At 54.6% G+C, this 23,698-nt stretch carries 27 protein-coding genes; 16 read left to right on the top strand and 11 right to left on the bottom strand.

The window, feature by feature from the left end:
* The first annotated feature begins 79 nt into the window (after nucleotides 1-79).
* Nucleotides 80-979, top strand: coding sequence for a LysR family transcriptional regulator (locus MED297_RS20380; protein ID WP_008048431.1), 900 nt, complete (start codon nucleotides 80-82; stop codon nucleotides 977-979).
* Between the two features lie 61 nt (nucleotides 980-1,040).
* On the opposite strand, the gene MED297_RS20375 is transcribed toward MED297_RS20380, so the two are convergent.
* A complete protein-coding gene (locus MED297_RS20375; RefSeq protein WP_008048430.1) occupies nucleotides 1,041-1,265 on the bottom strand; it encodes a DUF350 domain-containing protein in 225 nt (74 codons plus the stop codon).
* A complete protein-coding gene (locus MED297_RS20370) occupies nucleotides 1,265-1,843 on the bottom strand; it encodes a transglycosylase SLT domain-containing protein (protein ID WP_008048429.1) in 579 nt (192 codons plus the stop codon). The genes MED297_RS20375 and MED297_RS20370 overlap by 1 nt, the downstream gene beginning before the upstream one ends.
* Before the next feature lie 378 nt (nucleotides 1,844-2,221).
* On the opposite strand from MED297_RS20370, the gene ppsA reads away from it, so the two are divergent.
* Both ppsA and MED297_RS20360 read left to right on the top strand, forming a co-directional pair.
* A complete protein-coding gene (gene ppsA / locus MED297_RS20365; protein ID WP_008048427.1) occupies nucleotides 2,222-4,624 on the top strand; it encodes a phosphoenolpyruvate synthase in 2,403 nt (800 codons plus the stop codon).
* A 124-nt stretch (nucleotides 4,625-4,748) separates the two neighbouring features.
* Nucleotides 4,749-5,447: a hypothetical protein gene (locus tag MED297_RS20360; protein WP_008048424.1), complete on the top strand. Its 699-nt coding sequence runs from the start codon at nucleotides 4,749-4,751 to the stop codon at nucleotides 5,445-5,447.
* Nucleotides 5,448-5,456: 9 nt separating this feature from the next.
* On the opposite strand, the gene MED297_RS20355 is transcribed toward MED297_RS20360, so the two are convergent.
* The 3 genes from MED297_RS20355 to MED297_RS20345 all read right to left on the bottom strand — a co-directional run bounded on the left by MED297_RS20355 (nucleotide 5,457) and on the right by MED297_RS20345 (nucleotide 8,322).
* Nucleotides 5,457-6,314, bottom strand: coding sequence for a TraB/GumN family protein (locus MED297_RS20355; RefSeq protein WP_008048422.1), 858 nt, complete (start codon nucleotides 6,312-6,314; stop codon nucleotides 5,457-5,459).
* Between the two features lie 85 nt (nucleotides 6,315-6,399).
* Complete coding sequence (locus tag MED297_RS20350) at nucleotides 6,400-6,723, bottom strand: HP1242/YdcH family protein (protein WP_008048420.1); 324 nt, start codon at nucleotides 6,721-6,723, stop codon at nucleotides 6,400-6,402.
* 42 nt (nucleotides 6,724-6,765) lie between these two features.
* Nucleotides 6,766-8,322 carry a glycerol-3-phosphate dehydrogenase/oxidase gene (locus tag MED297_RS20345; RefSeq protein WP_008048418.1) on the bottom strand — a complete coding sequence of 519 codons (1,557 nt, stop codon included), beginning with the start codon at nucleotides 8,320-8,322 and terminating at the stop codon, nucleotides 6,766-6,768.
* Between the two features lie 196 nt (nucleotides 8,323-8,518).
* Between MED297_RS20345 and MED297_RS22240 the strand changes: the two genes are divergently transcribed.
* The 4 genes from MED297_RS22240 (at nucleotide 8,519) to MED297_RS20330 (ending at nucleotide 10,597) form a co-directional block, all read left to right on the top strand.
* Nucleotides 8,519-8,695, top strand: coding sequence for a DUF6435 family protein (locus tag MED297_RS22240; RefSeq protein WP_154651028.1), 177 nt, complete (start codon nucleotides 8,519-8,521; stop codon nucleotides 8,693-8,695).
* Complete coding sequence (locus MED297_RS20340; RefSeq protein WP_083779502.1) at nucleotides 8,670-9,068, top strand: thiol-disulfide oxidoreductase DCC family protein; 399 nt, start codon at nucleotides 8,670-8,672, stop codon at nucleotides 9,066-9,068. Before MED297_RS22240 ends, MED297_RS20340 begins: the two co-directional genes overlap by 26 nt.
* Complete coding sequence (locus MED297_RS20335; protein WP_008048413.1) at nucleotides 9,065-9,787, top strand: SDR family NAD(P)-dependent oxidoreductase; 723 nt, start codon at nucleotides 9,065-9,067, stop codon at nucleotides 9,785-9,787. The genes MED297_RS20340 and MED297_RS20335 overlap by 4 nt, the downstream gene beginning before the upstream one ends.
* 318 nt (nucleotides 9,788-10,105) lie before the next feature.
* Nucleotides 10,106-10,597 carry a hypothetical protein gene (locus MED297_RS20330; RefSeq protein ID WP_154651026.1) on the top strand — a complete coding sequence of 164 codons (492 nt, stop codon included), beginning with the start codon at nucleotides 10,106-10,108 and terminating at the stop codon, nucleotides 10,595-10,597.
* 68 nt (nucleotides 10,598-10,665) lie between these two features.
* Here the strand turns inward: MED297_RS20330 and MED297_RS20325 are convergent, their stop codons facing one another.
* Complete coding sequence (locus MED297_RS20325) at nucleotides 10,666-11,067, bottom strand: hypothetical protein (RefSeq protein ID WP_008048411.1); 402 nt, start codon at nucleotides 11,065-11,067, stop codon at nucleotides 10,666-10,668.
* 195 nt (nucleotides 11,068-11,262) lie between these two features.
* Between MED297_RS20325 and MED297_RS20320 the strand changes: the two genes are divergently transcribed.
* The gene (locus MED297_RS20320) at nucleotides 11,263-12,105 is read left to right on the top strand and encodes a CvfB family protein (protein WP_008048410.1); all 843 of its coding nucleotides are present in this window, start codon (nucleotides 11,263-11,265) and stop codon (nucleotides 12,103-12,105) included.
* 26 nt (nucleotides 12,106-12,131) lie between these two features.
* Here the strand turns inward: MED297_RS20320 and MED297_RS20315 are convergent, their stop codons facing one another.
* Nucleotides 12,132-12,353 carry a hypothetical protein gene (locus MED297_RS20315; protein ID WP_008048403.1) on the bottom strand — a complete coding sequence of 74 codons (222 nt, stop codon included), beginning with the start codon at nucleotides 12,351-12,353 and terminating at the stop codon, nucleotides 12,132-12,134.
* A gap of 228 nt (nucleotides 12,354-12,581) precedes the next feature.
* Here MED297_RS20315 and MED297_RS20310 point away from each other — a divergent pair, with 228 nt between their 5' ends.
* The 6 genes from MED297_RS20310 (at nucleotide 12,582) to pdxH (ending at nucleotide 18,934) form a co-directional block, all read left to right on the top strand.
* Entirely contained in the window at nucleotides 12,582-13,187 is a 606-nt protein-coding gene (locus MED297_RS20310) for a TetR/AcrR family transcriptional regulator (RefSeq protein ID WP_008048402.1), read from the top strand.
* 5 nt (nucleotides 13,188-13,192) lie between these two features.
* Nucleotides 13,193-15,652 carry an efflux RND transporter permease subunit gene (locus MED297_RS20305; RefSeq protein WP_008048401.1) on the top strand — a complete coding sequence of 820 codons (2,460 nt, stop codon included), beginning with the start codon at nucleotides 13,193-13,195 and terminating at the stop codon, nucleotides 15,650-15,652.
* Nucleotides 15,653-15,666: 14 nt separating this feature from the next.
* Nucleotides 15,667-16,452: an outer membrane lipoprotein-sorting protein gene (locus MED297_RS20300; protein WP_008048400.1), complete on the top strand. Its 786-nt coding sequence runs from the start codon at nucleotides 15,667-15,669 to the stop codon at nucleotides 16,450-16,452.
* 2 nt (nucleotides 16,453-16,454) lie between these two features.
* On the top strand, nucleotides 16,455-17,849 hold the full coding sequence (locus MED297_RS20295; RefSeq protein ID WP_008048399.1) for a hypothetical protein: 1,395 nt from the start codon (nucleotides 16,455-16,457) through the stop codon (nucleotides 17,847-17,849).
* A gap of 102 nt (nucleotides 17,850-17,951) precedes the next feature.
* Nucleotides 17,952-18,158, top strand: a complete 207-nt coding sequence (locus MED297_RS20290; protein ID WP_008048395.1) for a hypothetical protein — start codon at nucleotides 17,952-17,954, stop codon at nucleotides 18,156-18,158.
* Between the two features lie 137 nt (nucleotides 18,159-18,295).
* Nucleotides 18,296-18,934 carry a pyridoxamine 5'-phosphate oxidase gene (gene pdxH / locus MED297_RS20285; protein WP_008048394.1) on the top strand — a complete coding sequence of 213 codons (639 nt, stop codon included), beginning with the start codon at nucleotides 18,296-18,298 and terminating at the stop codon, nucleotides 18,932-18,934.
* Between the two features lie 4 nt (nucleotides 18,935-18,938).
* On the opposite strand, the gene MED297_RS20280 is transcribed toward pdxH, so the two are convergent.
* A complete protein-coding gene (locus MED297_RS20280) occupies nucleotides 18,939-19,511 on the bottom strand; it encodes a gamma-glutamylcyclotransferase (protein ID WP_008048393.1) in 573 nt (190 codons plus the stop codon).
* An 86-nt stretch (nucleotides 19,512-19,597) separates the two neighbouring features.
* Between MED297_RS20280 and MED297_RS20275 the strand changes: the two genes are divergently transcribed.
* The gene (locus MED297_RS20275; protein ID WP_008048391.1) at nucleotides 19,598-19,801 is read left to right on the top strand and encodes a YgaP family membrane protein; all 204 of its coding nucleotides are present in this window, start codon (nucleotides 19,598-19,600) and stop codon (nucleotides 19,799-19,801) included.
* Nucleotides 19,802-19,806: 5 nt separating this feature from the next.
* Here the strand turns inward: MED297_RS20275 and MED297_RS20270 are convergent, their stop codons facing one another.
* The gene (locus tag MED297_RS20270; protein ID WP_008048390.1) at nucleotides 19,807-20,607 is read right to left on the bottom strand and encodes a TatD family hydrolase; all 801 of its coding nucleotides are present in this window, start codon (nucleotides 20,605-20,607) and stop codon (nucleotides 19,807-19,809) included.
* Nucleotides 20,608-20,749: 142 nt separating this feature from the next.
* On the opposite strand from MED297_RS20270, the gene glpX reads away from it, so the two are divergent.
* Nucleotides 20,750-21,760: a class II fructose-bisphosphatase gene (glpX, locus tag MED297_RS20265; RefSeq protein WP_008048389.1), complete on the top strand. Its 1,011-nt coding sequence runs from the start codon at nucleotides 20,750-20,752 to the stop codon at nucleotides 21,758-21,760.
* A gap of 3 nt (nucleotides 21,761-21,763) precedes the next feature.
* Here glpX and MED297_RS20260 read toward each other — a convergent pair whose 3' ends face one another.
* Both MED297_RS20260 and MED297_RS20255 read right to left on the bottom strand, forming a co-directional pair.
* Nucleotides 21,764-22,747: a prenyltransferase gene (locus MED297_RS20260; RefSeq protein ID WP_202594578.1), complete on the bottom strand. Its 984-nt coding sequence runs from the start codon at nucleotides 22,745-22,747 to the stop codon at nucleotides 21,764-21,766.
* A gap of 70 nt (nucleotides 22,748-22,817) precedes the next feature.
* A complete protein-coding gene (locus tag MED297_RS20255; RefSeq protein ID WP_008048386.1) occupies nucleotides 22,818-23,678 on the bottom strand; it encodes a hypothetical protein in 861 nt (286 codons plus the stop codon).
* Nucleotides 23,679-23,698: the final 20 nt, after the last annotated feature.

Genomic DNA, 23,698 nt, shown 5'->3' with positions numbered 1-23,698 from the left:
GGTGCAAAAACGTGCCTTATAGGGGCGAAAATGCGAAAATTCTTTGTCATTCCGACAATAATTAAACGAAAAGGGCAACATGGACCAACTCAGAGCACTTAGGTACTTTGCTTCCGTCGCCGACACCAGCAGCTTTTCCCGTTCGGCGGAACGGTTTCGGGTCCCGCCGTCTTCGTTGTCACGTCGCATTGCCGACCTGGAAGCCCACCTCGGTGCGACGTTGCTCAACCGGACCACCCGCTCGGTCAGCCTGACCGAAGTCGGGCGCCAATACGCCAAACAGATTCAACCCTTGCTGCAGAACCTGGCCGAAGCTGACGATGCCGTTCGCAGTTACAGCAAAGAACCGATGGGCACGTTGCGCATCAGTTCGATGGTCAGTTTTGGCGAGCACAAATTGCGTCCGGTGCTGAAAGATTTCTCCGCTCGCTATCCGAAAATTGTGCTGGATGTGCACCTGACCGATACGGTGACGACTCTCGACAAAGACCACATCGACCTGGCCATTCGCGGTGGCTATGTGCCAAACGAACGCATCGTCGCCAAGCGACTGATGGGCAATGACTTCGTGCCGCTGGCCGCGCCGAGCTATCTGCAACGCCATGGCACGCCAACCACCGCATTAGAGTTACGTCAGCATCGGGGACTGTACTTCCGGACGCCCGCCGGTCCCACGCCGTGGTTGGCCAAGATTGATGAGCAATGGCAAAACGTGTCTGGGCCGGCGGTCATGACCACCAACGATGGCCCCTGGTTACGGGAGCAAGCGGTGAATGGGGGTGGCATTATCTTCATGCCGAAATGGGTCTGTGAGGAGGAAATCGAGCGCGGGCAACTGATTGAACTGACGCTGGATGCCCCGACGCGGATCACGCCGGACAACCAGTTTGCAGTTTATCTGTTGTATCAAACGCACCGCTACAGCATTCCAAAAATCAAAGTCGCGGTGGATTATCTGCTTGAACGGCTGACTGAGTGAACGGCCGGTCGCGAGATGACGTAACACAACCCGCCACCCTCAGTGCGTGAGAGGCGATACGTCAGTTCAGGCCCATACCAATGACCAGGCCCACCGCGATGCCCACACCAATGATCATCGCAGCCACGACGGTGCCAACCGCCTGATTGCCTTTTTGCAACTCATCGTGCGTGTTGAATGGCGTAATTTTGTCGAACAGCTTGAAGCCGGCCGCCATAAACACCAGGGTCACTGTACAGCCCAAAATGGCGTAAACAAAATTAATAAAAACGATCGACCAATCCATTATTGAATATCCTCTTTGATGGTAAAAATTTTCTCGACATAACCCAGTGTTTCTCTGGAATGATCGCCGGTGACCCGTGGCAGTGCCTGATACATCGAATCCCAGATGCGCGGGTTGAGTCCGGCATCGATGGCTTCGCGTTGCGCCTTCAACAAGTTACCGCGACCAGCATTGTACGAGCCGTACATAAACTTCAGGCGTTCATCAAGCGCGCGCCCGCGTTGCCAGAAATCAAACTGCTGCTTGTTGTACCAGATACCCGCAGCGATGTTCCAACGCGGCTCTTGCGGACTGCCCTGGATGTATGAGTTCTTGTGGCGGATCTCTTCAAAGGTGCGCGGCATGATTTGCATTATGCCCTGTGCGCCCACCCAGCTTTCGGCATCCGGGTTCAGGTTACTCTCAGCCACGGCTTGCGCTTTGAAGTAATGCCAGTCAAAGGCCGGGCCGAAAAACCGTTTCGAATACTTGCGGAAATAGCCGTCGTAATCGTCATGATGTTTGTATTTAGAGAAATCGCCGGCACTGACCATCCCTGCGAGCAGACCGATCATGGCGACGAGAATGAGTCGTTTCATGCAATGCTCCTTATCAGCGCGCATTAAAGCGAAAGTCGGCGACTGGGGCAAGCCAGGCTAGCAGCCTGTCGAATAAGTCTTTGCTTTCTCAGCAAGACCTGAAATGTGCGGCGGGTGTGTTTTGTCACTTCCTAATGGAGCAACCATTACCTTCGAGACACGCTTTGCCAGAGCACTTGAATGGCACGCTGAAAGCAGACGAACTTCTGACTCAGGAGACTAGGATTGGACAAGTTGTGATCAACCTTGACTTGCATCAGGGTTTGCCCGGGTCGCGAGGCGCAAGATCAAGCTATCTTAATCCCACTATCGTCTGGTCGCGGCCAGGCCACCGGATCAAGTGACCATGGTTGTGACCCCTGGAAACGGAGGCCCACCATGAACACGCCCTTCACTTATGTAAAACGCTTTGCTGAACTTCGTCTGACCGATGTGCCACTCGTTGGCGGCAAAAATGCCTCTCTGGCTGAAATGTATCGGGAACTGCACGATGCCGGCGTGCGTGTCCCCAATGGTTTTGCCACCACCGCCGATGCCTACTGGGCGTTATTAGACAGCAACGGACTGCGCGACCGAATCGCCGCGCTGCTCAGCGATCTGGATAAACGGGACGTCGAGGCACTGAAACGGACCGGCGATACCATTCGCGGCTGGATTCGCAACGCTGATTTTCCGGATCGACTGGAATCGGAACTGCTCAGCGCTTATCACGACCTGTGCAAAGAAGGCGGTTCGGATGTCGCCGTGCGTTCGTCCGCCACCGCCGAAGATCTGCCCAACGCCTCCTTCGCCGGACAACAGGAAACCTACCTTAACGTGCAGGGCGACGAAGCGTTATTGGAAACCTGCAAAGCCTGTTTCGCCAGCCTGTTTACCAACCGCGCCATTTCCTACCGGGAAGATCAGGGCTTTGACCACATGAAGGTCGCACTGAGCATTGGCGTGCAGCGGATGGTTCGTTCGGACAAGGGCGCGTCCGGCGTCATGTTTACGCTCGATACCGAAACCGGCTTCGACAACACCATTCTGGTGACCGCCGCGTTCGGCCTGGGTGAAAACGTCGTGCAGGGTGCGGTCAACCCGGATGAGTTTCAGCTGTTCAAACCCAGCCTGCGCAAAGGCAAACATGCGATCATTCACAAGCACCTCGGTGAAAAGGCCATCAAGATGGTGTACGCAGAGCGCAAACCTCACCGCTCACCCGTCAAAAACATCAATGTCGGTCGTGCCGATCGGGAGACGTTTGCACTGACCGATGATGAAGCCGAGCAGTTGGGTCGCTATGCGCTCGCCATTGAAGACCACTACAGCCGGCTGGCAGGCATGCACCGTCCGATGGACATCGAATGGGCAAAGGACGGCCTGACCGGCGAGCTGTTTATTGTTCAGGCCCGCCCGGAAACGGTTCACTCCCAGCGAGAACACGCGGTCATCGAAACCTATCGTATGAAAGGCAGCGGCGACATCCGCATCACCGGTAAGAGTGTGGGCAGCAAAATTGCCAGCGGTCGTGCCCGGGTCATCATGGATGCCTCGCACATGAACGAGTTGAAACCCGGGGAAGTGCTGGTAACAGACATTACCGATCCCGATTGGGAACCGATCATGAAACTGGCCAGCGCCATTGTGACCAACCGGGGCGGTCGTACCTGTCACGCGGCCATCATTGCCCGTGAGCTGGGCATCCCCGCCATCGTGGGCACCTCGCATGCGACGGAGGTATTGGTCGATGACGAGCCGCTGACCATCAGCTGTGCCGAAGGCGACACCGGTTATGTTTATGCCGGAGAGCTGCCGTTTGAAGTGCAGCGTCATGAAATCAGCCTGGATAACGACCTGCGCACCAAAATCATGGTCATCCTGGGCAATCCGCAAAAGGCCTTCGAAGTACAGTTCCTGCCCAATGACGGTATTGGTCTGGCGCGACTGGAGTTCATCATCAACAGCACCATCGGCATTCACCCGAATGCCTTGCTGAATGTGAACGACATGGATGAGGCCACGGCGGCCATCATCGACAAACGCACCGCCGGTTACGACACCCCGGCCGAGTTTTATGTGGAAAAACTGACCGAGGGCATCGGCACCCTGGCGGCCGCCTTTTATCCGAAGCCGGTTATTGTCCGGCTCAGTGATTTCAAATCGAACGAGTATGCACAGCTCATCGGCGGTGATCGCTTCGAAGAAAAAGAAGAGAACCCCATGATCGGCTTCCGCGGCGCGTCACGTTACATCGACGATCGGTTCCGCAAGGCTTTTGCCCTTGAGTGCCAGGCTTTGCGCCGGGTACGCAATGACCTGGGCTTGGATAACGTCGCCATCATGGTGCCGTTTGTGCGCAGTGTCGATGAGTTAAAAGCCGTCCAGAAAGAGTTGAAAGCACAGGGTTTGGAACGCGGCAAAGATGGATTGCTGTTGTATGTCATGTGTGAAATTCCCACCAATGCGTTGCTGGCCGATCAGTTCCTCGATCATTGCGATGGGTTCTCCATCGGCTCCAACGACCTGACGCAACTGACACTGGGCGTCGATCGGGACAGCCAGCTGGTCACCGGTCATGATGAACGGGACGACGCGGTCAAAGCGCTGATGAAACTGGCGATTGATGCCTGCAAACGCCGAGGTAAATACATCGGCATCTGCGGTCAGGCGCCCAGTGATTGGCCGGAAATCACTCGCTGGCTGGTCAGCGAAGGCATTGAATCGATCTCCCTGAATGCCGATTCGCTGTTGCCGATGCGAACACTGGTCACGGAAGAGGAAAAAAGACTGACCGAGTAAGTCCTGGCGGGTCCGGATTACCTGTTGACAGGTGATCGAAAAACTCGGCAAAGTAACCGGAGCCTGCAGCAACGGCTCCGGATAAAGGAACCCATGTCCGGTACATTGACCACAAGGACCCGCAATGATTGCGTCAACTCTTTTATTGAAGGCCGTACAGAACAACGCCGATTGGTGCGATGCCGTGGCCCGCGCCCATGGTCTTCGACCGCAGACTCTCGGTGGCGTGTGGTTTTGCCCGGACCCAATGCCAAGCACCTATCCGAACCTGATCACCTTAACGCCCGGCGTGTTCAACTCCGCGTTGATCAATGACCTTCGACCCGACAACGGTGCTGCCTGGTACATCAAAGACAGTTTCGCTGAGCAGACCCGACACCATCATAACTATCAGCAGTTGTTCAAGGCGCATTGGTATGTTTGCGAGTCCAGGTTTGAAGTGCGAGAAACGGCGGCTTACGAATCACTGTATCAGGCCCAGTCGGTTAAAGAACTTGAGCTGTGGGTAGCGGCCTGGCAAGAAATGACGGGCAATGACACGGACTTTCCGGCCGATTTGCTCGACGATGGACGCATTCGATTTGTCTGGCTGGGTGGTGCCGAACAGGCGCAATGTGGAGCCGTCCTGTTCGGTTCTCACGATGTGATGGGGCTGACCAACCTGTTTGGCGATCCCGCCGATCTGCAGCGACTGATCCGCATCATTCAGCTGAACTTTCCCGGTCAGACCCTCGCAGGTTATGGCGATCAGGCCGAGCTGACTCTGTTAAAGCCGTTCGGCTTCCGGACGCTCGGCGCACTGACGGTATTGTACAACCGTTAGAGAGTTGGCTCAGTTATCGGTTCCCATTTGCGTCACCCGATATCCGGCTTGCTCAAACTGACGAACCAGTCCATGTTCACCGGCCATGTGCAACAAACCCACCGCCACACATTGGGTGCCTTCATCGGCCTCTTGTCCTAACAACGTGGCCATCCAATCGTCATTTCGCGCCTGCAACATAACGCGTTCTACATCGGGATAGGCTTCGAACTTCGCCTGCTTGTAGAGCGTCTGATAATCGCCCCGCGCCCAATTACGATACAGATCTTCCACCAGCTGATCGACGTTATCGAGGTCTTCTGTAGAAAAGGTGACAAACTCATCGCCGTACTGTTGCGACAACTTGTCGAACATATTCAGCTGCCAAAGCAAGGTTTCAAACGCCCGGATAGGAATGTTTTTCTGCATGGCCTGGCGGTGCAGGTAAGGGTCCAGCCCTTCGCCGGTAAAGCCTTTCTGTTGAAAGATCATCAACGTCAGTTGATTCACCGCCGCCCAGGGTTTCAGCCCTTGCAGCATCTGCAGGGATACGCCCGCACGCTCGGCCAGACGCTCCAGTTCCTTGTAGGCCGATTCTGAAACCTGATTTTTCAACTGTTGCCCGGCCGGCAGGAGCATCATCTGCTGGATTTGCGTCAACAGATTCATGTCTTCCAACTCAGCGCTATCCACTTCGAGCCAGAGTGCGTCGCATTGATCCAGTGTGGTGTCGTAAACCGAGGGCAGGGGAAACGCGTCAGGGCGCATCAGATGAACGGTGCCGAACAGATAAAACTCACGTTCGCCTTCGACGTGCCAGATCGCTGAGGCCTGGAGTTGTGAGGTGAGTAATAGACCGGCAAAAAACGCAATTAAAACAGAACGCACGGGACAATCCTTCGTTATCAAATCGGAAAACGCAGTGTACGTCCTGTTTCTTTGCAATTCACGTCTTAACCTTGGGCGGGGCGGATCAGGTCACCGCCACCAATCGATCATAAAGATCGTCTTTCATAGCGGCTCGCCGATTTTTGAGCTTGTGCATTTCATCATCGTCGATCGGGTTGCCATTCAACTCCAACGTGCGGATTTCTTTATCCAACGCGTTGTAGGTTTTCACCTGCGCGACAAAATCCGGATCGCTTTCGGTGAGTTTGTTGATGGCATCAATATGCTCTGGGAAATCATGCGTCAGTGAGTGTTCTTCGCCTAACATAGCCCCTCCCGGGTCATTGGATTGAACGGGTACGGCCATCACGTCCTGACGGCCGTTTCGATAAGCTCTGTGGTTCAGCATAGACCCCCTGTCAAACCCAGCGAATGATCTGCATCACTCGAATCAGGCAGCCTGTGCGAGTTTTTCCAGTCGCTCATTGACCCGTTGTCGGATCTGTTCTGCGACGGACTCGTCCAGCATCGCAACCCGCAGCCGCCGATGCAAGACGTCATCAGCAGTACAGGCGCCTTCTTGGGTCAGAATCCAATCGATTTCCGCCTGAATGTAGGGTTCATTCTCAACCAGCCGATCCTCTGACCCCATCGCCAACACCTGGCCGGCACGATCGCCATAGGCTTGCCAGAGATGGTCACGAATGTCTTCCGGTAAATGCGCAATGGCATGCTGAGCCGCTTTGGTATCGCCGCGGGCGCCCACTAACCGAATGTCGTAGGTGGCACAGGGTTTGGCCGTGATGCCTTTCACTTTCAGCACATGGTCGACGCAGTCTTCCGCCATTTTTCGCCAGGTGGTCCATTTGCCGCCGGTCAGACTGATCAGCCCGGCATCGTCCAGAACCACGTGATCACGGGTCAGTGCCGCGGTCGATTGCGCGTCCGGATCGGCCACCAACGGTCTCAGTCCAGACCAGGACGCCGTCACCTCATCGCGCGAAATGGGCACCGACAGCCAGCGGTTGCAGGTTTCAAGAATGTAGTCGATCTCGGACTCCGATACCCCAGGGTCATCGCTCAACTGCGCCGGGTCATCCGTGGTACCCACCAGCGTTTTACCCAGCCAGGGCAGCATGAACAGCACCCGACCATCGTCTGTCTCAGGAATCAGAATCCCCCGGCCCTGAGGCAACAAGTCTCGATCCACCAGCAGGTGCACACCACTGCTCACGGTCATCATCGGGGTATGGTTGGCATCAGCCATTGCACGCACTTTGTCGGTCCAGGGGCCGGTGCAGTTCACCACCGCCTTGGCGTGAACAGTAAACGATGCTCCGGACAAGCGATCATGACATTCCGCACCGGTGACCTGGCCGTCGGTTTTCAGTAAACCAGACACTTCGGTGTGGTTCAGCGCCAGGCCCCCCATTTCAAGACCCGTCCGAATCATCGCTACACCATAGCGGGCATCATCGAACTGACCATCAAAATAACTGACGCCACCGGTCAGTGGGTCGATGTCCAGGTCGGGGCAAATCGCTTTTAAAGTGGCTTTGCTTTCAATACGCGACGGACCAATCTTCTGGCTGCCGGACAGCAGATCGTAAACGCCCAAACCGATTCGAAAATAGGGCAGGCCAAACCACCCTTTTACCGGCGTCACCAGGTTCAGTTTCCAGGCCAGATGCGGCGCCATTTCCAACATGCGGCGACGCTCGGCCAGGGCCTCTCTGACCAGCTGATACTTACCGATGTCCAGCTGTTTGACGGCTTGCTCCAGATACCGGACGCCGCCGTGAACCAACTTCGTCGAACGGCTAGAGGTCCCCTCGGTAAAGTCCTGTTGATCCACCAGCGCCACCTTTAGACCCCGGCTGATGGCATCGAGAAACACCCCGGCGCCGGTCGCCCCACCGCCAATCACGAGCACGTCAAATGTCTGTTCTGAGATGCCTTGTAGCTGTTCCTGGCGAGACCAGTGTTGCGTCGGTTTCAGTGCGCTCATGAGGCGATCCTCTTTCGTCTGGATGGGCTTTGGGTGTATAAAAAGTGTGCGTCGCATGTTCGGATATAGCAATAAATATTCGATTAATGTTCGTTTTGATAAAAAACGAAAACCGCCATCGCTTTGCACTCACAAAAGCAATCTTTCCCGACCAACCGCTCGTATCCGATACACACCCCAACCACAGGTTGCTGACATGTTCCGTTTTTTAAAATCTGACCCGACCCGGGCACTGCAGAAAACCTATGAAAAACTCACCACCGAGGCGTTTCAGGCCCAACGCAACGGTGACATACGAAAGTATTCTGTGCTGACGGCAGAAGCTGAGTCGGTCAAGGTAAAAATCGATGAGCTCAAACAAACCCAAGATTGACGCATCCGCAGAGAACAAAACCGCAAAGGACACACTCTTTTATGATGGGTCCTGTCCGATTTGCAGACACGAAATGCACCGACTGCAACGCGGTGCCGGTGCACAACTGAACCTGGTCGATATTCATTCTCAACCCATGGATGCCCAACAACGCGAACGGCTGAGTTCCCAGCTGCACATGCAGACCGCTGATGGCACCTGGCTGACCGGTCTTGAGGCAAATGTTCGAGCTTGGCAGCACACTCGTTTTGCCAGCCTGGCGCAACTGCTGTTAAGTAAGCCCATCCGACCGTTTGCTGAAACCGGGTATCGGCTCTGGCTGCGGTTTTATCACTGGCAACGTCAACGGCGTGTTCAAAGGTCTTGTTCATGACCCCTTATTCGCGAGTCTTAATCATCGGGGCCGGCAGCGGTATCGCCCAGGCTGTAATGGCCCAATTGCTGCAAACTGACATCACCGACATCATTGCGGTCCAGCGGGACATTCCGTCCCATGAACACACTGGGGTTAGGTTCCATCGCTGTGACTATTCGCCCTCCGGTATCGCGGAGGTTATGAATACTTTGAAAGCTTCGGGTTGGGTACCGGATCGGGTGTTTATCTGCAATGGCGTACTGCATGGCACAGGCTTTGGTCCGGAGAAACAGATCGCGTCATTGGAGGCGACCGCCTGGGCAGAGGTCATGCAGGCCAATGCGCTCGTCCCCGTCCTCTGGCTACAGGCACTGATGACTCTCCTGCCCCGGAGCCATTCGGCCAAGATCGTGATCTTCAGTGCCCGGGTTGGCAGTATCGCCGACAATCGTCTTGGCGGCTGGTACAGTTATCGCGCCTCAAAAGCGGCGTTGAACATGATGGTCCGATCTGCCGCCATTGAATGTTTTCGCACTCACCGCCGCGTCGGACTGATGCTGTTTCATCCCGGCACCACCGACACGCCTCTGTCAAAGCCATTTCAGGCCAATGTCCCCGACGGCAAGCTGTTCAGCCCCGACTTCGTAGCCGAGCGACTACTCACTCTGATTGAGCAATACGCCACTCCCGGTGACTTGCAGTTCCGGGACTGGGCCGGCGAACCCATTCCCTGGTAATTGCAGGGCAGGTTTACCGATCGGGGTGATGACGCGAGCGCTCGATACGAACCGGTTGCAGGGACGTTCGGTGCCATTGAAACAGAGCTGATAGGACAATGATTGCTACTAAACCTGCCATCATAACTTTCCCTCCAAGCAATGAATAACAACCATTTTTACGTAAGTAACCAAACTTCAGACTCATTGCCCAATAGTTGTACAGATTGATGAAATGAGATGGGTGCTCCCAGATGATTTATTGATCTGAATGCGTAGAAGAAGCGAGTCATATGTAGCAAAATGAATAGCTTCGGACAAAAACATTAAGGAAATACGATGTCAAAGACATTACCTGTGGTTTTACTTTCGACAATTGCGCTCGTTGCTTGTAACTCAGAAGGGGACTCATCTGGCGATAAAACAATCAATAGCTTGGCAGGAATATACGATTGGTCGGATGACTATGGTAACGGGATGATTGACGAATGGTATATTGGCATCGATAAAGACGGTTATGTCTCTGACTATGATTATCGGGGTGATGCGGTTGACCAAGAAGATAACTGTTACGTCATAAACCTAAACTGGGACAGATTTACTCATCTTTCAGGAAATCGATTTACCAGTGAGGTTGCTGGCAACTTCACGTTGATAAAAACCGAAGACGGTATGACCCTTGAGTTTGATGATGCAAGTATTAATTCCGAGGACATAGGTCAAAAAACGAATCTCAATCATTCCGACTTAGTTGCAGCTGACTGCGATGCCAGTCGAAGCACCATTACTAGAGCCGATTCAGAACAAAAAGCCTACGAAAAATCCAAATAACCCTAGTCGACTCTTTCCAGTAAGGGTAGCACGATTGCGCTACCCTTTAACTCTTCTCGCACTGTTTCTCATCCATGTCGATGTTCAAAAATGCGCTGGAACAGCGAACGATCATGACCTTCATGCGCACGAATCAGCGCGTCGATCTGTTGTTGAATCGCATCTTCGGACTCCTCATCCGGTTTCAATACCGCCAGATGATAGCCATGCGTTTGGGCGTCACGAACAAGGTCTGGGTTTAACAGTACCCCTTGCACCACCACATCCTGATGATGCGCCATTTCACTCGACACATGTTTTCGACACCAGGCTTCGGCGTCGGCCAGTTGGTCAGCATGCGGTTTAAGATCACCGAAATCGTCCATGAAAAACAATTCGGGGCTGAAATGATGATAGCCATGGGCGCGCAGTTGGTTGGCAAGGACGTCAGCTTTGTGCGGATCACGACTCTGGATGACAACAAATTCCATCTGAAGCACCTCCGTCAGTGGGTGCTTTCAGTATAGATCCGGGTTTCGTGCTTTGCCTCATTTCTGCTGAACAGATTCGGTACCGAAGAAAGTCTGCAAAGTGGATAAAAGCAAAGCGTCCGGCCTAGGCGAAGACCACCCAATATCACGGATTTCTGTGTAGAATACGCCCTCAAATGTTCGGATTTTTATACCATGGCTCAGATCGGCAAGTTCAACACACTCGAAGTGATTTCCAAAAAAGAGTTCGGGGTCTATCTCGATGGCGAAAACCTCGACTCCATTCTCCTGCCGACCAAACAATGCCCTGAGAATGTCCAGATCGGTGACTTCGTTAATGCCTTTATTTACTTCGACTCTGAAGACCGGTTGATTGCCACCCGACAGCGCCCGCGAATCCAGGTTGGCGAATGTGCCGCCCTGACCGTCAAGGCCGTCAACGATGTCGGTGCTTTTCTCGATTGGGGTTTACCGAAAGATCTGCTGGTACCCTTTAACCAACAGCGTAAACCCATGGCGGAAGGTGAACGCCATGTGGTCTATGCCTACCTCGATGAATTTACCGACCGCATCACCGGTTCGGCCAAACTGAGTAACTTCCTGCGTGAGGAAACGACGAACTACCAGAAGAACGATCGCGTTGATCTGATGATCGTAAAGCGAACCAACATCGGTTATCAGGCGATTGTCGACCAACTGTATCTCGGGGTGATCTTTAACGAAGATGTCCTGCGCCCGTTAAAACCCGGTCAACGCCTGACCGGATACATCAAACAGGTGCGTGCGGATAACAAACTGGATCTGGCGGTTCAGCTGCAGGGCAATGAAGTTCGCGCTGATCTTGCCGAACAGATTCTGACGGCACTGGAACAGAACGGGGGCACACTGCCGCTGTCGGATAAGTCCTCACCGGATGAGATTTATCAGCGCTTTCAGGTCAGCAAGGGCAATTTCAAGAAGACACTGGGGCGTCTGCTCAAACAACAGCGCATCGTCATTGAGCCGGAATCCATCCGGCTCAAAACAACTGACGACTGAGTAAGCTCAGGGCCTGATTACAGGCTCTAGTGCGCTCGTTTTTCCTGATACTTCTGTGCCATTCGCCGGGCGCGTTCTTTCGGGGGCAGGTTACGAAACTCGTAACGCATGTAAACTACCAACGCGGTGGCACTGAATAGCAAGATGGCGGGAAAGAAGCGTAGCGCCGAGTCATTCATTAACAACGTCACCACACCGGCAACCGTGTAGAGGCCCGGCAATATTTCGTAGAGGGGTTTCGGCAGCATAACGATCTCCTTTTGTCAGCATGGCCACGAGGGTGAACCTCCTCCCCAACATAGCCCAAACCCACTCGTTTGCTGTAAGGGAACGTAGGATTTTGTCAGCAAACGTAAAGCCTCGCGCCACCATTACCGGCCGTTAATCATTTGATTAGTTTTGATGAACGAATGCCATTGGTCGTTTGCACATTCAGCGCTACGCTGTTAATCAACTGATTAACTATTGGATGACGCATGGCGACTGATGACGACACACCCGACGGGCAAACCCGTCGAGCCATACTGAATGCCGCTCGGGACCTGTTTCTGAAAAACACCTACGCCAACATTTCAATCCGGCGCATTGCTGATCATGCCAAGGTGAACTCGGCCATGATCGCCTACTACTTCGGATCGAAAAGCGGCCTGTTCCGGGAGATGATCCGCTCTTACCTGGAAAGCAACATCAAGCGCGCCAATGCTTCCATTGGTCAGGTCGACCAGATGACGCTGCAGGAGTTCATGCGTAACTTCTATCGCACGGTGCCAACGGAACTGACACATCTGGTCATCCGGACGATGCTGTTTGAACGCGGTGAGCTGCGCGACTGGCTGCTCGAAAATCTGATGAAACCCGCCTTCAACACCGCCACCGAAATCGCAAAAGACATCGTTGATCACAGTGGTCAACCAATTAACCCTCTGGTGTTACGCACGGCGCTGCAAAGTCTGCTGGTCGCACCCAAATTGCTGCAACCCATTCTGATGGAACTCCACCCGGATGAGATAGATGACACCTTTTTCGATCAGCTTGCCGAACTGAATGCACTGCTGGTCGCCCAAACGTTTGATCTGGAGTAATCACCGTGACGCAATGGAAACATCAACTGGAACAGTTTTTTGCAACGTTAAGCGGTCGCATCATGCTTCACCCGAAGCTGACCCTGCTGTGTTTCGTCACCATACTCATCGGGTTTGGGCAGTTTCTGCGGTTCGTCGAAATCGATCCGGAGTTGGAAAACTTCATCGATCCGTCAACGCAGTTGCGGCAAGAATATACTCACGCCAAAGAAGTCTTCGGCCGCAATGACATGGTCATGCTGGCGCTGCGCGGTGACGTTCTGTCCATCGACTTTCTGGATCGGATGTCTGAACTGCAATCCAGAATAGATACGGAACTGCCCTACATTAACGAAGTCACTTCCATCCTCAATGCGCCTTACCAGCGTGGTACCGATGACACCCTGGAAGTGCTGGATCTGGTCGAATCTCTGCCACAAACCGACGCCGACCTGCAGCAGATTGATCGGCGCCTGCAAGAAAGCAGTCTCGCCAGCGAGGTTCTGACTAACGACGAACGCAGCATGACACTGGTGATGATTGAGCCTGCCACCTATGACTACGGCGAGTCCGAAACGGATCCGTTCAGTAACGACGCCTTCGACGATGTCTTCGCTGACGACCCCTTTGCGGCCGACACTGATGCAAGCGCTGATATAGCCATCGATGATGATTTGCCGTTTTTGTCCCAGTTTCAAACCATGGAGATGCTGGCCGAGCTCGATACCCTGTTGTCCGAATACCCCGACCTGAGCCCATTGCAGGCTGGTATGCCGGTGATGAATGTCGAACTGGAAGGCACCATGAAAAGCGAAATGCTGTTCTTTCTGCGCTTAACGGTGGCGCTGATTGTGCTCACGTTGCTGGCCTTTTTCCGACAGGTCGGTGCCGTCATCGCCCCCATGGTGGCCGTATTGTCGGCCCTGTTACTGACCATGTCTTTGCTGGTCATCAGCGGCCATAAAATTCAGATTCCGCTGGTCTTACTGCCGTCTTTTTTGCTGGCAATCACCATCGGCGACGCCGTGCACCTGTTGACGCATTTTTATCGGCGCATCCGTGACGGCGACGATCGGCTCCTGGCTATGCAACACGCCATACAACGCACCGCCGTTCCCATGCTGCTGACGTCGTTGACCACCGCGGGTGGGTTGCTGTCACTGGTGATCGCCGACGTGGTGCCGATTCGCAATCTCGGTCTGTTTGCGGCCGTTGGGGTCATGCTGGCGTTTGTGCTGACGATGACACTGATTCCCGCGTTAATCATGCTGTTACCCATGCGTCGTCAATCCGGCACTCGCCACACGTCAAAGCTCGCCGGAATTATGGAAAAGCTGGGCACTGTTTCATGGCAACACGGCGGCAAAGTTGCTTTGCTTTGGCTACTGGCCGGTTTGTTGTCATTGTCGCAAATTGTTCAGCTGCGGTTTTCTCATGACCCTCTGAACTGGATGCCCGACGATCTGCCCATTGTTGATGCGACGCAAGTCATCGACCGGGAGTTAAGCGGCACCATGACACTGGATGTGATTTTTGAAACCGGGCAGGAAAACGGCGTAAAAGATCTGACGTTCCTGCAAACCCTTGCCACCTGGCAAGACGAACTCGACAGCCGTTCCGACAACGACATACAGATTCGCGGCAGCAGTTCACTGATTGATATCCTTCGCGAATCCAATCGCGCGCTCAACGGCGGAACGCAAGCGCAGTACCGTTTGCCTGACACTCAGCAGGCGGTCAACGAAGAACTGTTCCTGTTTGAAACGTCCGCTGCCGACACGCTGAACCAACTCGTCGACGCCGACTACAGTCAGACCCGCATGACCCTGGTACTGCCATGGAAAGACCTGCTGGTGTATTCCGATTTTATTGATGACATCGCCGAGCAGGGCCAGACACGGTTCGCCCAGCAAGCTGACGTCAGTGTGACCGGGATGATGGCACTGATGGGTGGCACCATGATCAAACTGGTATACGACACCGCCGGCAGTTACTTGCTCGCGGCAGGCATAATCTCAATCATGATGATGCTCTTGCTCGGATCGGTCCGTTTGGGGTTACTGGCGATGATTCCAAACATCGCGCCAATCGTTGTAGTCATGGGTGCCATGAAACCGCTGGGCATTGAACTTGATATGCTGACCATTCTGGTGGCAACTATTGCCATTGGCATCGCTGTCGACAACACCGTGCATTTCACGCACCACTTCCGACACGGACTCGATCTTGGTCATTCTGTTCAAGCGGCCATGCAAGATGCCTTTGCCGGTGCCGGGCAAGCGCTCTTTACCACCTGTATTGTGCTCACGGCCGGTTTCTACGTATTTTTGTTCAGTGATGTACACAGCATTTTCAATCTCGGCTTTCTGTGCGGTACCGCCTTTATTCTCGCCATGATCTCCAATTTCACCCTGACTCCGTTTCTGTTGCGCTGGTTTTATCGAAACCATCCGGCACCAACCGCGTCATCGACCCCAGCTCATTGATTGAGGAAACCACTATGACCTTACGACTGCGAACCCTCTGCACGCTGTTACTGATTGGTCCAACCCTGGCCATGACCGCCGATGACATCATGACCCGGGTGGATCAGAACGAAACCCCCACCAGCCAGCGCGCGGACATGACCATGATCCTGCTCGACAGCCGCGGCAATCAGCGCGTGCGATCCATCCAGAGTCAACGCGCCGAGGTCGACGGAGTTGAACGATCGCTGATGTTTTTTATTGAGCCGGCCGATGTCCGTGGCACCGGATTTCTGATGTTCGATTATGAAGACGCCGGCCGAGACGACGACCAGTGGATGTTGCTGCCCAGCCTTGGCAAGGCCAAGCGCATTGCCAGCAGCGACAAAACCGGTTCGTTTATGGGCAGTGATTTTTCTTATGCCGACATGAGCCAGCGCAACCTGTCGGAATGGACCTACACGTTGCTGAAAGAGGACTCCGTTAATGGTGTCGATGTCTGGGTGATCGAATCCATTCCGGTCAATCAGGACGTCATCGAGAAAACCGGTTATGTGCGTTCCATCGTGTACGTGCGTCAAGACACCTATCAGGTCACCCGCGGTATCAGTTATCTGGAAAAGTCGGGTGAAGTAAAACTGATGAATGTTTCCGAGTTTACCGAAATTGACGGTTACTCACTGGCCACCGAAACCCAGATGGTCACCCAGAAAAATGGTAAAACCGTTCACCGCACGCTGATGAAACTCGACGTCCAGGCCGTTGATTTTGAGTTCGACCCCGATGACTTCACCTTGAATCGATTGGAACAGGGGCTCTGAGTATGAAACGAATCTGTATGAGCCTCGCGTTAATGCTGCCGTTAGTCAGCATCAGCGCCGATGAGTTTGACGATGTGTTTGCAGATGACCCCTTTGCCGACGTCGAGGTCGAAGTCGACACCGCAACAGCATCCACGCGATCCTGGCACCTCAGCCATGAACTGCAATTACAGACGCTGATTAACCTCAACAGTGAGCGCAGCACCGATATTGAACAGGCTTACGCGGGTGTCAGCAGCGTGGAAGCCGCTTGGCAGCCAGCGCTGGACTGGGACATGAATGACTGGCTGAGCACTCGAGCCAAGGGTAAGCTGGCAACCGATGCGATCTTCTGGCTGCGTCCGGATGAGGCCTGGAGCGACGCCGACGTCGACCAAAGACAGTGGCAGTTTGAGACGCAGGAACTGACCCTCCAGGCGCGACGCGATCAATGGCAGTTCAGCAGCGGTATTCAGACGGTCACGCTGGGTTTGGCCGATGCACTGTCGGTTTCCAATAATCTATATGGCCGTGACCTGAGCCTGCCGGGTACGGTCGACATCGACGAAACGCAGACGCCGGCCTGGACGACCGTCATCAGCGGCACACTCGGCAACGTTCGGCTGAAAGCCGGGTCCGTTCACCGTCATCAACTGAACACGCTTCCGATTGAAGGGACGGACTTCGATACCGGCATCGATTCGATGCTGGACAACGCCGGCCTGTCGTTGACCAACGAACCCTTGGCGTTAGACAACATGGGCGTCTTTGCGTCGCTGTCTGGTGTGGTCGGGCCGCTCGACTGGCAATTCAACGCCATCAGCCAGCTCAGCCACAGCCCGGTCATTGAAATGGGCATCATTAACCCGGGGCCTTCCGCCAGCGTGGTACCGGTCGCAGTTCATTACCCCCGCGAAAACACAGTGGCCGGCGCGGCCAGTCTGGTTACCGGTCCCGTTTTGTGGAAAACCGAGGCCGCACTGACAACCGGACAGCAGGCACAAAGCACCGATAGCGGCATGCCTTCCGACCTGGTCAGCTTTCAGCGTCTATCCGGTACCCTTGGCTTTGATTTCGACCAACCGACTCTCGGACGTTTGGTGGCCGAACTGCAGATCAGCCGAATCCTCGATTATGACGCACTGGACTTACTGAACTCAGAGGAATCAGAAGCCCAATGGGCGCTGATGTTGTCGCGCAGTTTCTGGCGGGAAACACTGACACTGAATGCGCAGCTGTTGGCGTTTGACCTCGACGCCTCCGGCGGACGTTTACAGGCACTCGGTCTGGACTATGACATCAACGATCATTGGCAGGTCCGCGCCCGGGTGATCGATTATGTCGGTGGCGACGCCTCAATACTGAGCGGCGCAGACGACCGCGACCGCCTGATGGCCTCAGTTCACTATCGGTTCTGATCATCAAGCCTGGGGCCTGAGCACTTTGCGAACCCCGTCGTCGAAGTTGGTGCCGGGGTTCGCTACACTGATCACTGATCTAAACAAAACCCGGGCGTCATCATGTTACCCATCCTGCTGATGTTTATCGGCGGTCTGACCACCATCCTTGCGGTGTTTTCTTTTTTTGAACTGGTCCTGCTGTGGTTACAGAACCAACTGCTACCGTGGGGATTCCTGCGGCCCACGCTGCAGTTGCTGTTATTTTCTGCTCTGTCCTGGTACCTGTCACCGCGCCGGATGCGACGGCGTCTCAATCAAGAACCCTGAACATCATCTGGCCACCGACAAGCCTCGTAGGTTATTGACCAGAAAGTCGGTCAGCGCCATAGATCTTGCCTGACCTGTGACACCAGAATACCGTATGATAACGCCCTCCCAAGACCGCACTGAGGACCCGACCTGACATGAAACTTGAAGACATCCGTCGCGAATACACACAGCAGGGACTGGATCGAGACCAGCTCGATGCCAACCCGTTCCGGCAGTTTGATCTCTGGTTACAGCAGGCCATCGACGCAAACATGACGGCAGACCCGACCGCCATGTCGTTGGCAACCGTCGATGCAGACGGACAACCCTCTCAGCGTGTGGTGCTGTTAAAGCACGCCGATGAGCAGGGCTTTGTGTTTTACACCAATCTGGAAAGCCGCAAAGCCCGCGACATAGCAGGTAATGACCGGGTGTGTCTGCATTTCCCCTGGACGCCGCTGGAACGACAGGTCGTTATCTACGGTCGCGCTGAAAAACTTTCAGTAGCCGAAGCCACCCGATACTTTATTTCCCGACCACGCAACAGTCAAATTGCCGCCTGGACCAGTCATCAAAGCCGCAGCATCGGTTCGCGCAAACTGCTGGAGCAGGCTTTTGAACAGATGAAACATAAGTTTCGCGACGGCGACATTCCACTGCCGTCGTTTTGGGGCGGTTATCGGGTGGTGCCGTTCAAGATGGAATTCTGGCAAGGACGCGGGTCGCGCTTGCACGATCGGTTCATGTACAGCCGCGACAATGATCAATGGTCGCTGGATCGGCTTCAGCCCTGAGCGGCTAGGGACTAGGCCCTAGCCGCCGAACCGCATCACTCAGCGTCGCGACATGCGCATCCTCGGCCCCCAGTTCGCGCAGCGCCGAATCGAGATTCAGCAGATAGTCGGCGTTGTGACCACTGGGACCGTGACTGCGGGCAATCTGCTCTACCATCTCTGCCAGCGGCGCCTCGCCGAGGAAGGCCGGATTGTCCTCAGACGCAACGTACACCAGAGCATCGGCCGGCTCGTGCTCAGGGTCCTGAAAAGTCAGTGGCTCAAAAAAGCGCAGATAGCCGTTTTTCTCACGATGATCCAGGTGAGAAAAGGTTTCCGGCGAGACCCGATACGCCACACCTAAGCAGCGCTCGCCGGGTGCCTGAATCAGTGTAACCACCCGACCAGGGTGCTCTGGGGTGCCCCGATGATCGTGCGAGCCCTGCCAAAAACGACGCGCCCAACCATCAATGCTCGCCACCCGTCGCTCGAGTACCGGAAAATCGACCTTAAAAATCAGCGACCCATAACCAAACAACCAGACATCCTCAAGATGATCCAGCGATTGCTGACGGTTCTGTTCGACGGTATTGATCATCGGTAGCTCTCTTGTTTAAAAATATTAGATAATCCTAATAAAAGGCCTATACTGCTGGTCATAACCTAACGCTGAGGAGCTTCACAATGACCGCAAATATGGGAACGTTCGATCGCACCGTCCGGATCATTCTGGCTTTGGTATTCATTGCCGCCATTATACTCGGCTGGGTATCCGGGGTCGTCGCTCTGGTGGCCGGGGCGCTCGCCGCCATCTTTATCGTCACCTCCCTGGTTCGCGTCTGCCCGCTGTACTTACCCTTTGGGCTGAGAACCAACCGTAAATCCTGAGCGGATTAACGCCAGAACAACCGCTGTGCGTTGTCATAGGTCTGGGTCAGCACCGCTGCGCAGTCCAGACCTTTCACTTCAGCGATTTTTTCGACGATGAACGGCAGGTACTTCGGCGCATTTGGTTTACCACGGTAGGGGGCCGGGGTCAGGTAAGGCGCATCCGTTTCCGTGACCATCTGATCGAGCGGCGTGGCATCGAGCACTTCCCGGACATTCTCCGCCCGGTTAAAGGTAATGATGCCGTTAAAGCCCAGCATAAACCCTTCGCCAAGACAGTACTCCGCCAGAGCCAGGCTGGACGTAAAGCTGTGGATAACCCCTTTCTTTTTCAGATGCTGTGAATAATTGCTGAGTATCGCCCGACAATCGTCATCGGCTTCACGGGTGTGCACAACAATGGGCTTATCGAGATCGACGGCGATCTGCAACTGTCGTTCAAACACCTGTTGCTGCACCTTCCGATCGGCGTGGTCATAATAGTAATCCAGACCGATTTCGCCAATGGCCACTATTTTGTCATCGCCGCCATGCGCGCGGATTTCAGTTTCGGTTTCGTCAGTGAACAACTCCGCTTCGTGCGGATGTATGCCTTGCGTACCCCAGATCCGTTCATGCCCGGTCAGCTGACGGACCTTGGCCAGGTTGTCCGGCGAAACCGAAATGGTGACAATTTTTTCCACATTAACGGCCAGCGCCTCGGCAAGAGCCGCGTCCAGATCGTCCCCTTCCAGATAATCCAGATGACAGTGGGTTTCGATGATCGGTTGTTCAAAAACCGGTATGTCACGCTTCTTCTTACTCATCCGTTTACTTCTGCTGGTGTGGGAGTGCGCAAGTGTAACGATTCCCAGCCGCATGAAAAAGCCTCCGCCCGGAGGGTACTGGCGTGGTACGGCGACTCACAACCAAGTAGAATGCGCGAAATTTTTTTCTCGGAGCCTCGCCATGAGACGCGATCTCGCCTTCAATTTCTCCCGGGTCACCGAAGCGGCCGCCTTGGCCGGCTACAACTGGCTGGGCCGGGGAGACAAGAACAAAGCCGACGGTGCGGCCGTCGAAGTCATGCGTTCAATGCTCAATAAGATTGAGTTTGATGGCGAAATTGTCATCGGCGAGGGTGAGATTGACGATGCGCCCATGCTTTATATTGGTGAAAAGGTCGGTACCGGGCAGGGTGATGCCTGCGATATCGCGGTCGATCCGATCGAAGGCACCCGAATGACGGCCATGGGCCAGGCCAATGCTATTGCGGTCATGGCGGTTGGCGAGAAAGGGGCGTTTCTGAAGGCACCGGACATGTACATGGAAAAACTCGTTGTCGGCCCGGAGGCCAAAGGCTTTATCGATCTGAGTCTGCCGCTGGAACAAAACCTGAAACTGGTGGCCAAAGCGCTCAACAAACGGCTCGACGATCTGGTCGTGGTCACTCTGGCCAAGCCCCGACATGATAAGGCCATTGCCCTGATGCAGAGCCTCGGTGTCCGCGTCTTTGCCTTACCGGATGGGGATGTCGCGGCGTCTATTTTAACCTGCATGCCCGAAAGTGAAGTCGATATGATGTACTGCGTCGGTGGCGCACCGGAAGGTGTGGTGTCCGCCGCAGTCATTCGGGCACTGGGCGGTGATATGCAGGGCCGCCTGCTGTTACGGACCGATGCCAAGGGTAACGACCCGGAATCTGTACGAATGGCAGAAGATGAAGCCCGTCGCTGTGCCGAGATGGGGGTCGAGCCGAATACGATCTATCAACTGGCCGACATGGCCCGCTCGGACAACGTCGTCTTTTCCGCCACCGGCATTACCAAAGGCGATCTGCTCGAAGGCATTCGCCGCAAGGGCAATCTGGCCACCACCGAAACTTTGCTCATCCGGGGTAAAAGCCGCACCGTGCGAAAGATTCATTCGACGCATTATCTTGATCGCAAGGACGACGACATCAAAGAAATCATTCTCTGACGATCAGACCCACAGGCTGATAATGACACCCAGAAACAACAGGCCGCTGAACAATCGATTGTGATCAAACGCATAGGTCACCAGGTACAGCGGCCAGATACCCTCGGGTAAGTCATCCGGTGCCTGCGACGGTCTCGGTTGCAGAAACGGTCGGCTGCAGCGCAACGCCTTGGGTAAGGCCAGCCACACCAGCAATAACGGCCACGGTGCCAGACCGAGCAGTACCAGGATGGACAGCCCCAGGTACTGCACCTGCCAGATCATCAGTACGGAAAAGCGCGCCATGGCTTCACCTAGAATGACGGGCAATGTGCGAATACTTTTGCTGCGATCTTCTTCTAACTTGTCGGTATGTTTACCAAAAAGCACGGTAACGGGGCCTAATCCGTAAATGACCGAGATCCAGAAAATCGATGCAGACCACTCGGAAGAGACGACATAGGCCGTGCCACAGACCATCAACGGTCCCCACACCAGCCAAACCGCCGGCTCGCCCAGCCCGATGTACTTCAACGGCCATGTATAGAAAACAACGAAAAAGGCACCGATCAGCATCAGAAACAGGGTATTGGCGTCCGTCCGCCAGACCAGCACCAGACCGATTAAAATCGCCAGCCCACCGGTCAGCGCGATGTATCGCATCAGCGCGGGTTCGCTGAGCAAGCCGGCTTCCAGCGGTTGTGGACCGTACTGAGTACGGAAGTAATTGTCCCGATCAACACCCTTACGATAATCGGTCCAATCGTTAATCAGGTTATTGGTGGCATGCGCCAGCACGAGACCGATGGTGACCAACACTGCATTCAGCCAATCGAAGGTGGCCGCCGGCACGGCTAATAGCAAACCGATCAGAGCAGAAAACAGCGTCATGATAAACACCGCTGAGCGGCTGGCAATGAACCAGCGCTTCAGCAGACTCATTGCCTGCCAGTCCGTCTGTTCGATACGGGGGATACGGGTGAGGATCTCTTTCCAGCTGGGATTCAAAACGGTTGCTCCGACCAATGTCCGATAAGCCGCTCATTTAACCAGAAACTGAGCGGCTCGACATCCCGGATCAACTGTCTGAGTAGGTCACTTCCCGCCAGTCGGCCGCAATCGGATTCAGAAAACCGCAATCACGAAACGCTTGTTCGACAACGCCGTCCTTTTTCAACGACATCAGGCCACGGTGCAGTGACATATTGAAATCCCAGCCGTTCGGATGGGTACGGGAAATGGCGTAGTGGCGGGTACCCAAAAGCGCGATTTTAACGTTGGGGATCGGTATCAGATCGCCCTGGTCCAACGACAAGCGAAGGTCGGGCGTAGGCTGAAAGGGCGCCAGCAGATAATCCTGGTCGCCGGCGAACACCTGCGTGACCATGTCACCCCAGGTATCGGCGTGACTGACGTTCGCACCAAAACTCTGCAGCGTGCGCCAATCAATGACCCAGTTCTGGCTGGAGACTCCTCGCAGGGCACGCAGTTCCGGGTTTGTTCGGCTGTTCAGCGCATCGTTATTGACCGTCGGCGTGTAAAATCCGGCTTCAAACTGACCCCGTTCAATGACGGCCGTGGTCATGTAAAGACTGTCCCAACGCGGGGTCAGGTCTTTTCGCCAAAGACTGGTCACCGATGCCACCACATCGCCACGAGCCAGTCCATCGAGCATCGCCCCATAGTCGGGTTGCTCAACAAAGCGGATGTCCCATCGATCACCGGTTCGGGCCAGCGCCTGCTGAAACAGCACCACTTCAATGACATCGCGCCGGGCACCCTCGCCACTGTAGTTTTCGATCTTGGTGACGTCGCGACCATCCAAAAACACCTGATAATCGGCAAGCACATCGGGCGGAATGTAGACGTCGACGGTTTCAGCACACAACAACAACGGCCACAATAAAAATAGTCTGCTGAGCGTTGTGATCAGTCTCATGGGGTAGCCTCTGTCGCCTA

The organism is Reinekea blandensis MED297, assembly GCF_000153185.1.
GTDB lineage: Bacteria > Pseudomonadota > Gammaproteobacteria > Pseudomonadales > Natronospirillaceae > Reinekea > Reinekea blandensis.
Note: the sequence above shows the minus strand (reverse complement) of the source record. Positions and strands in the feature narration are given on the sequence as shown.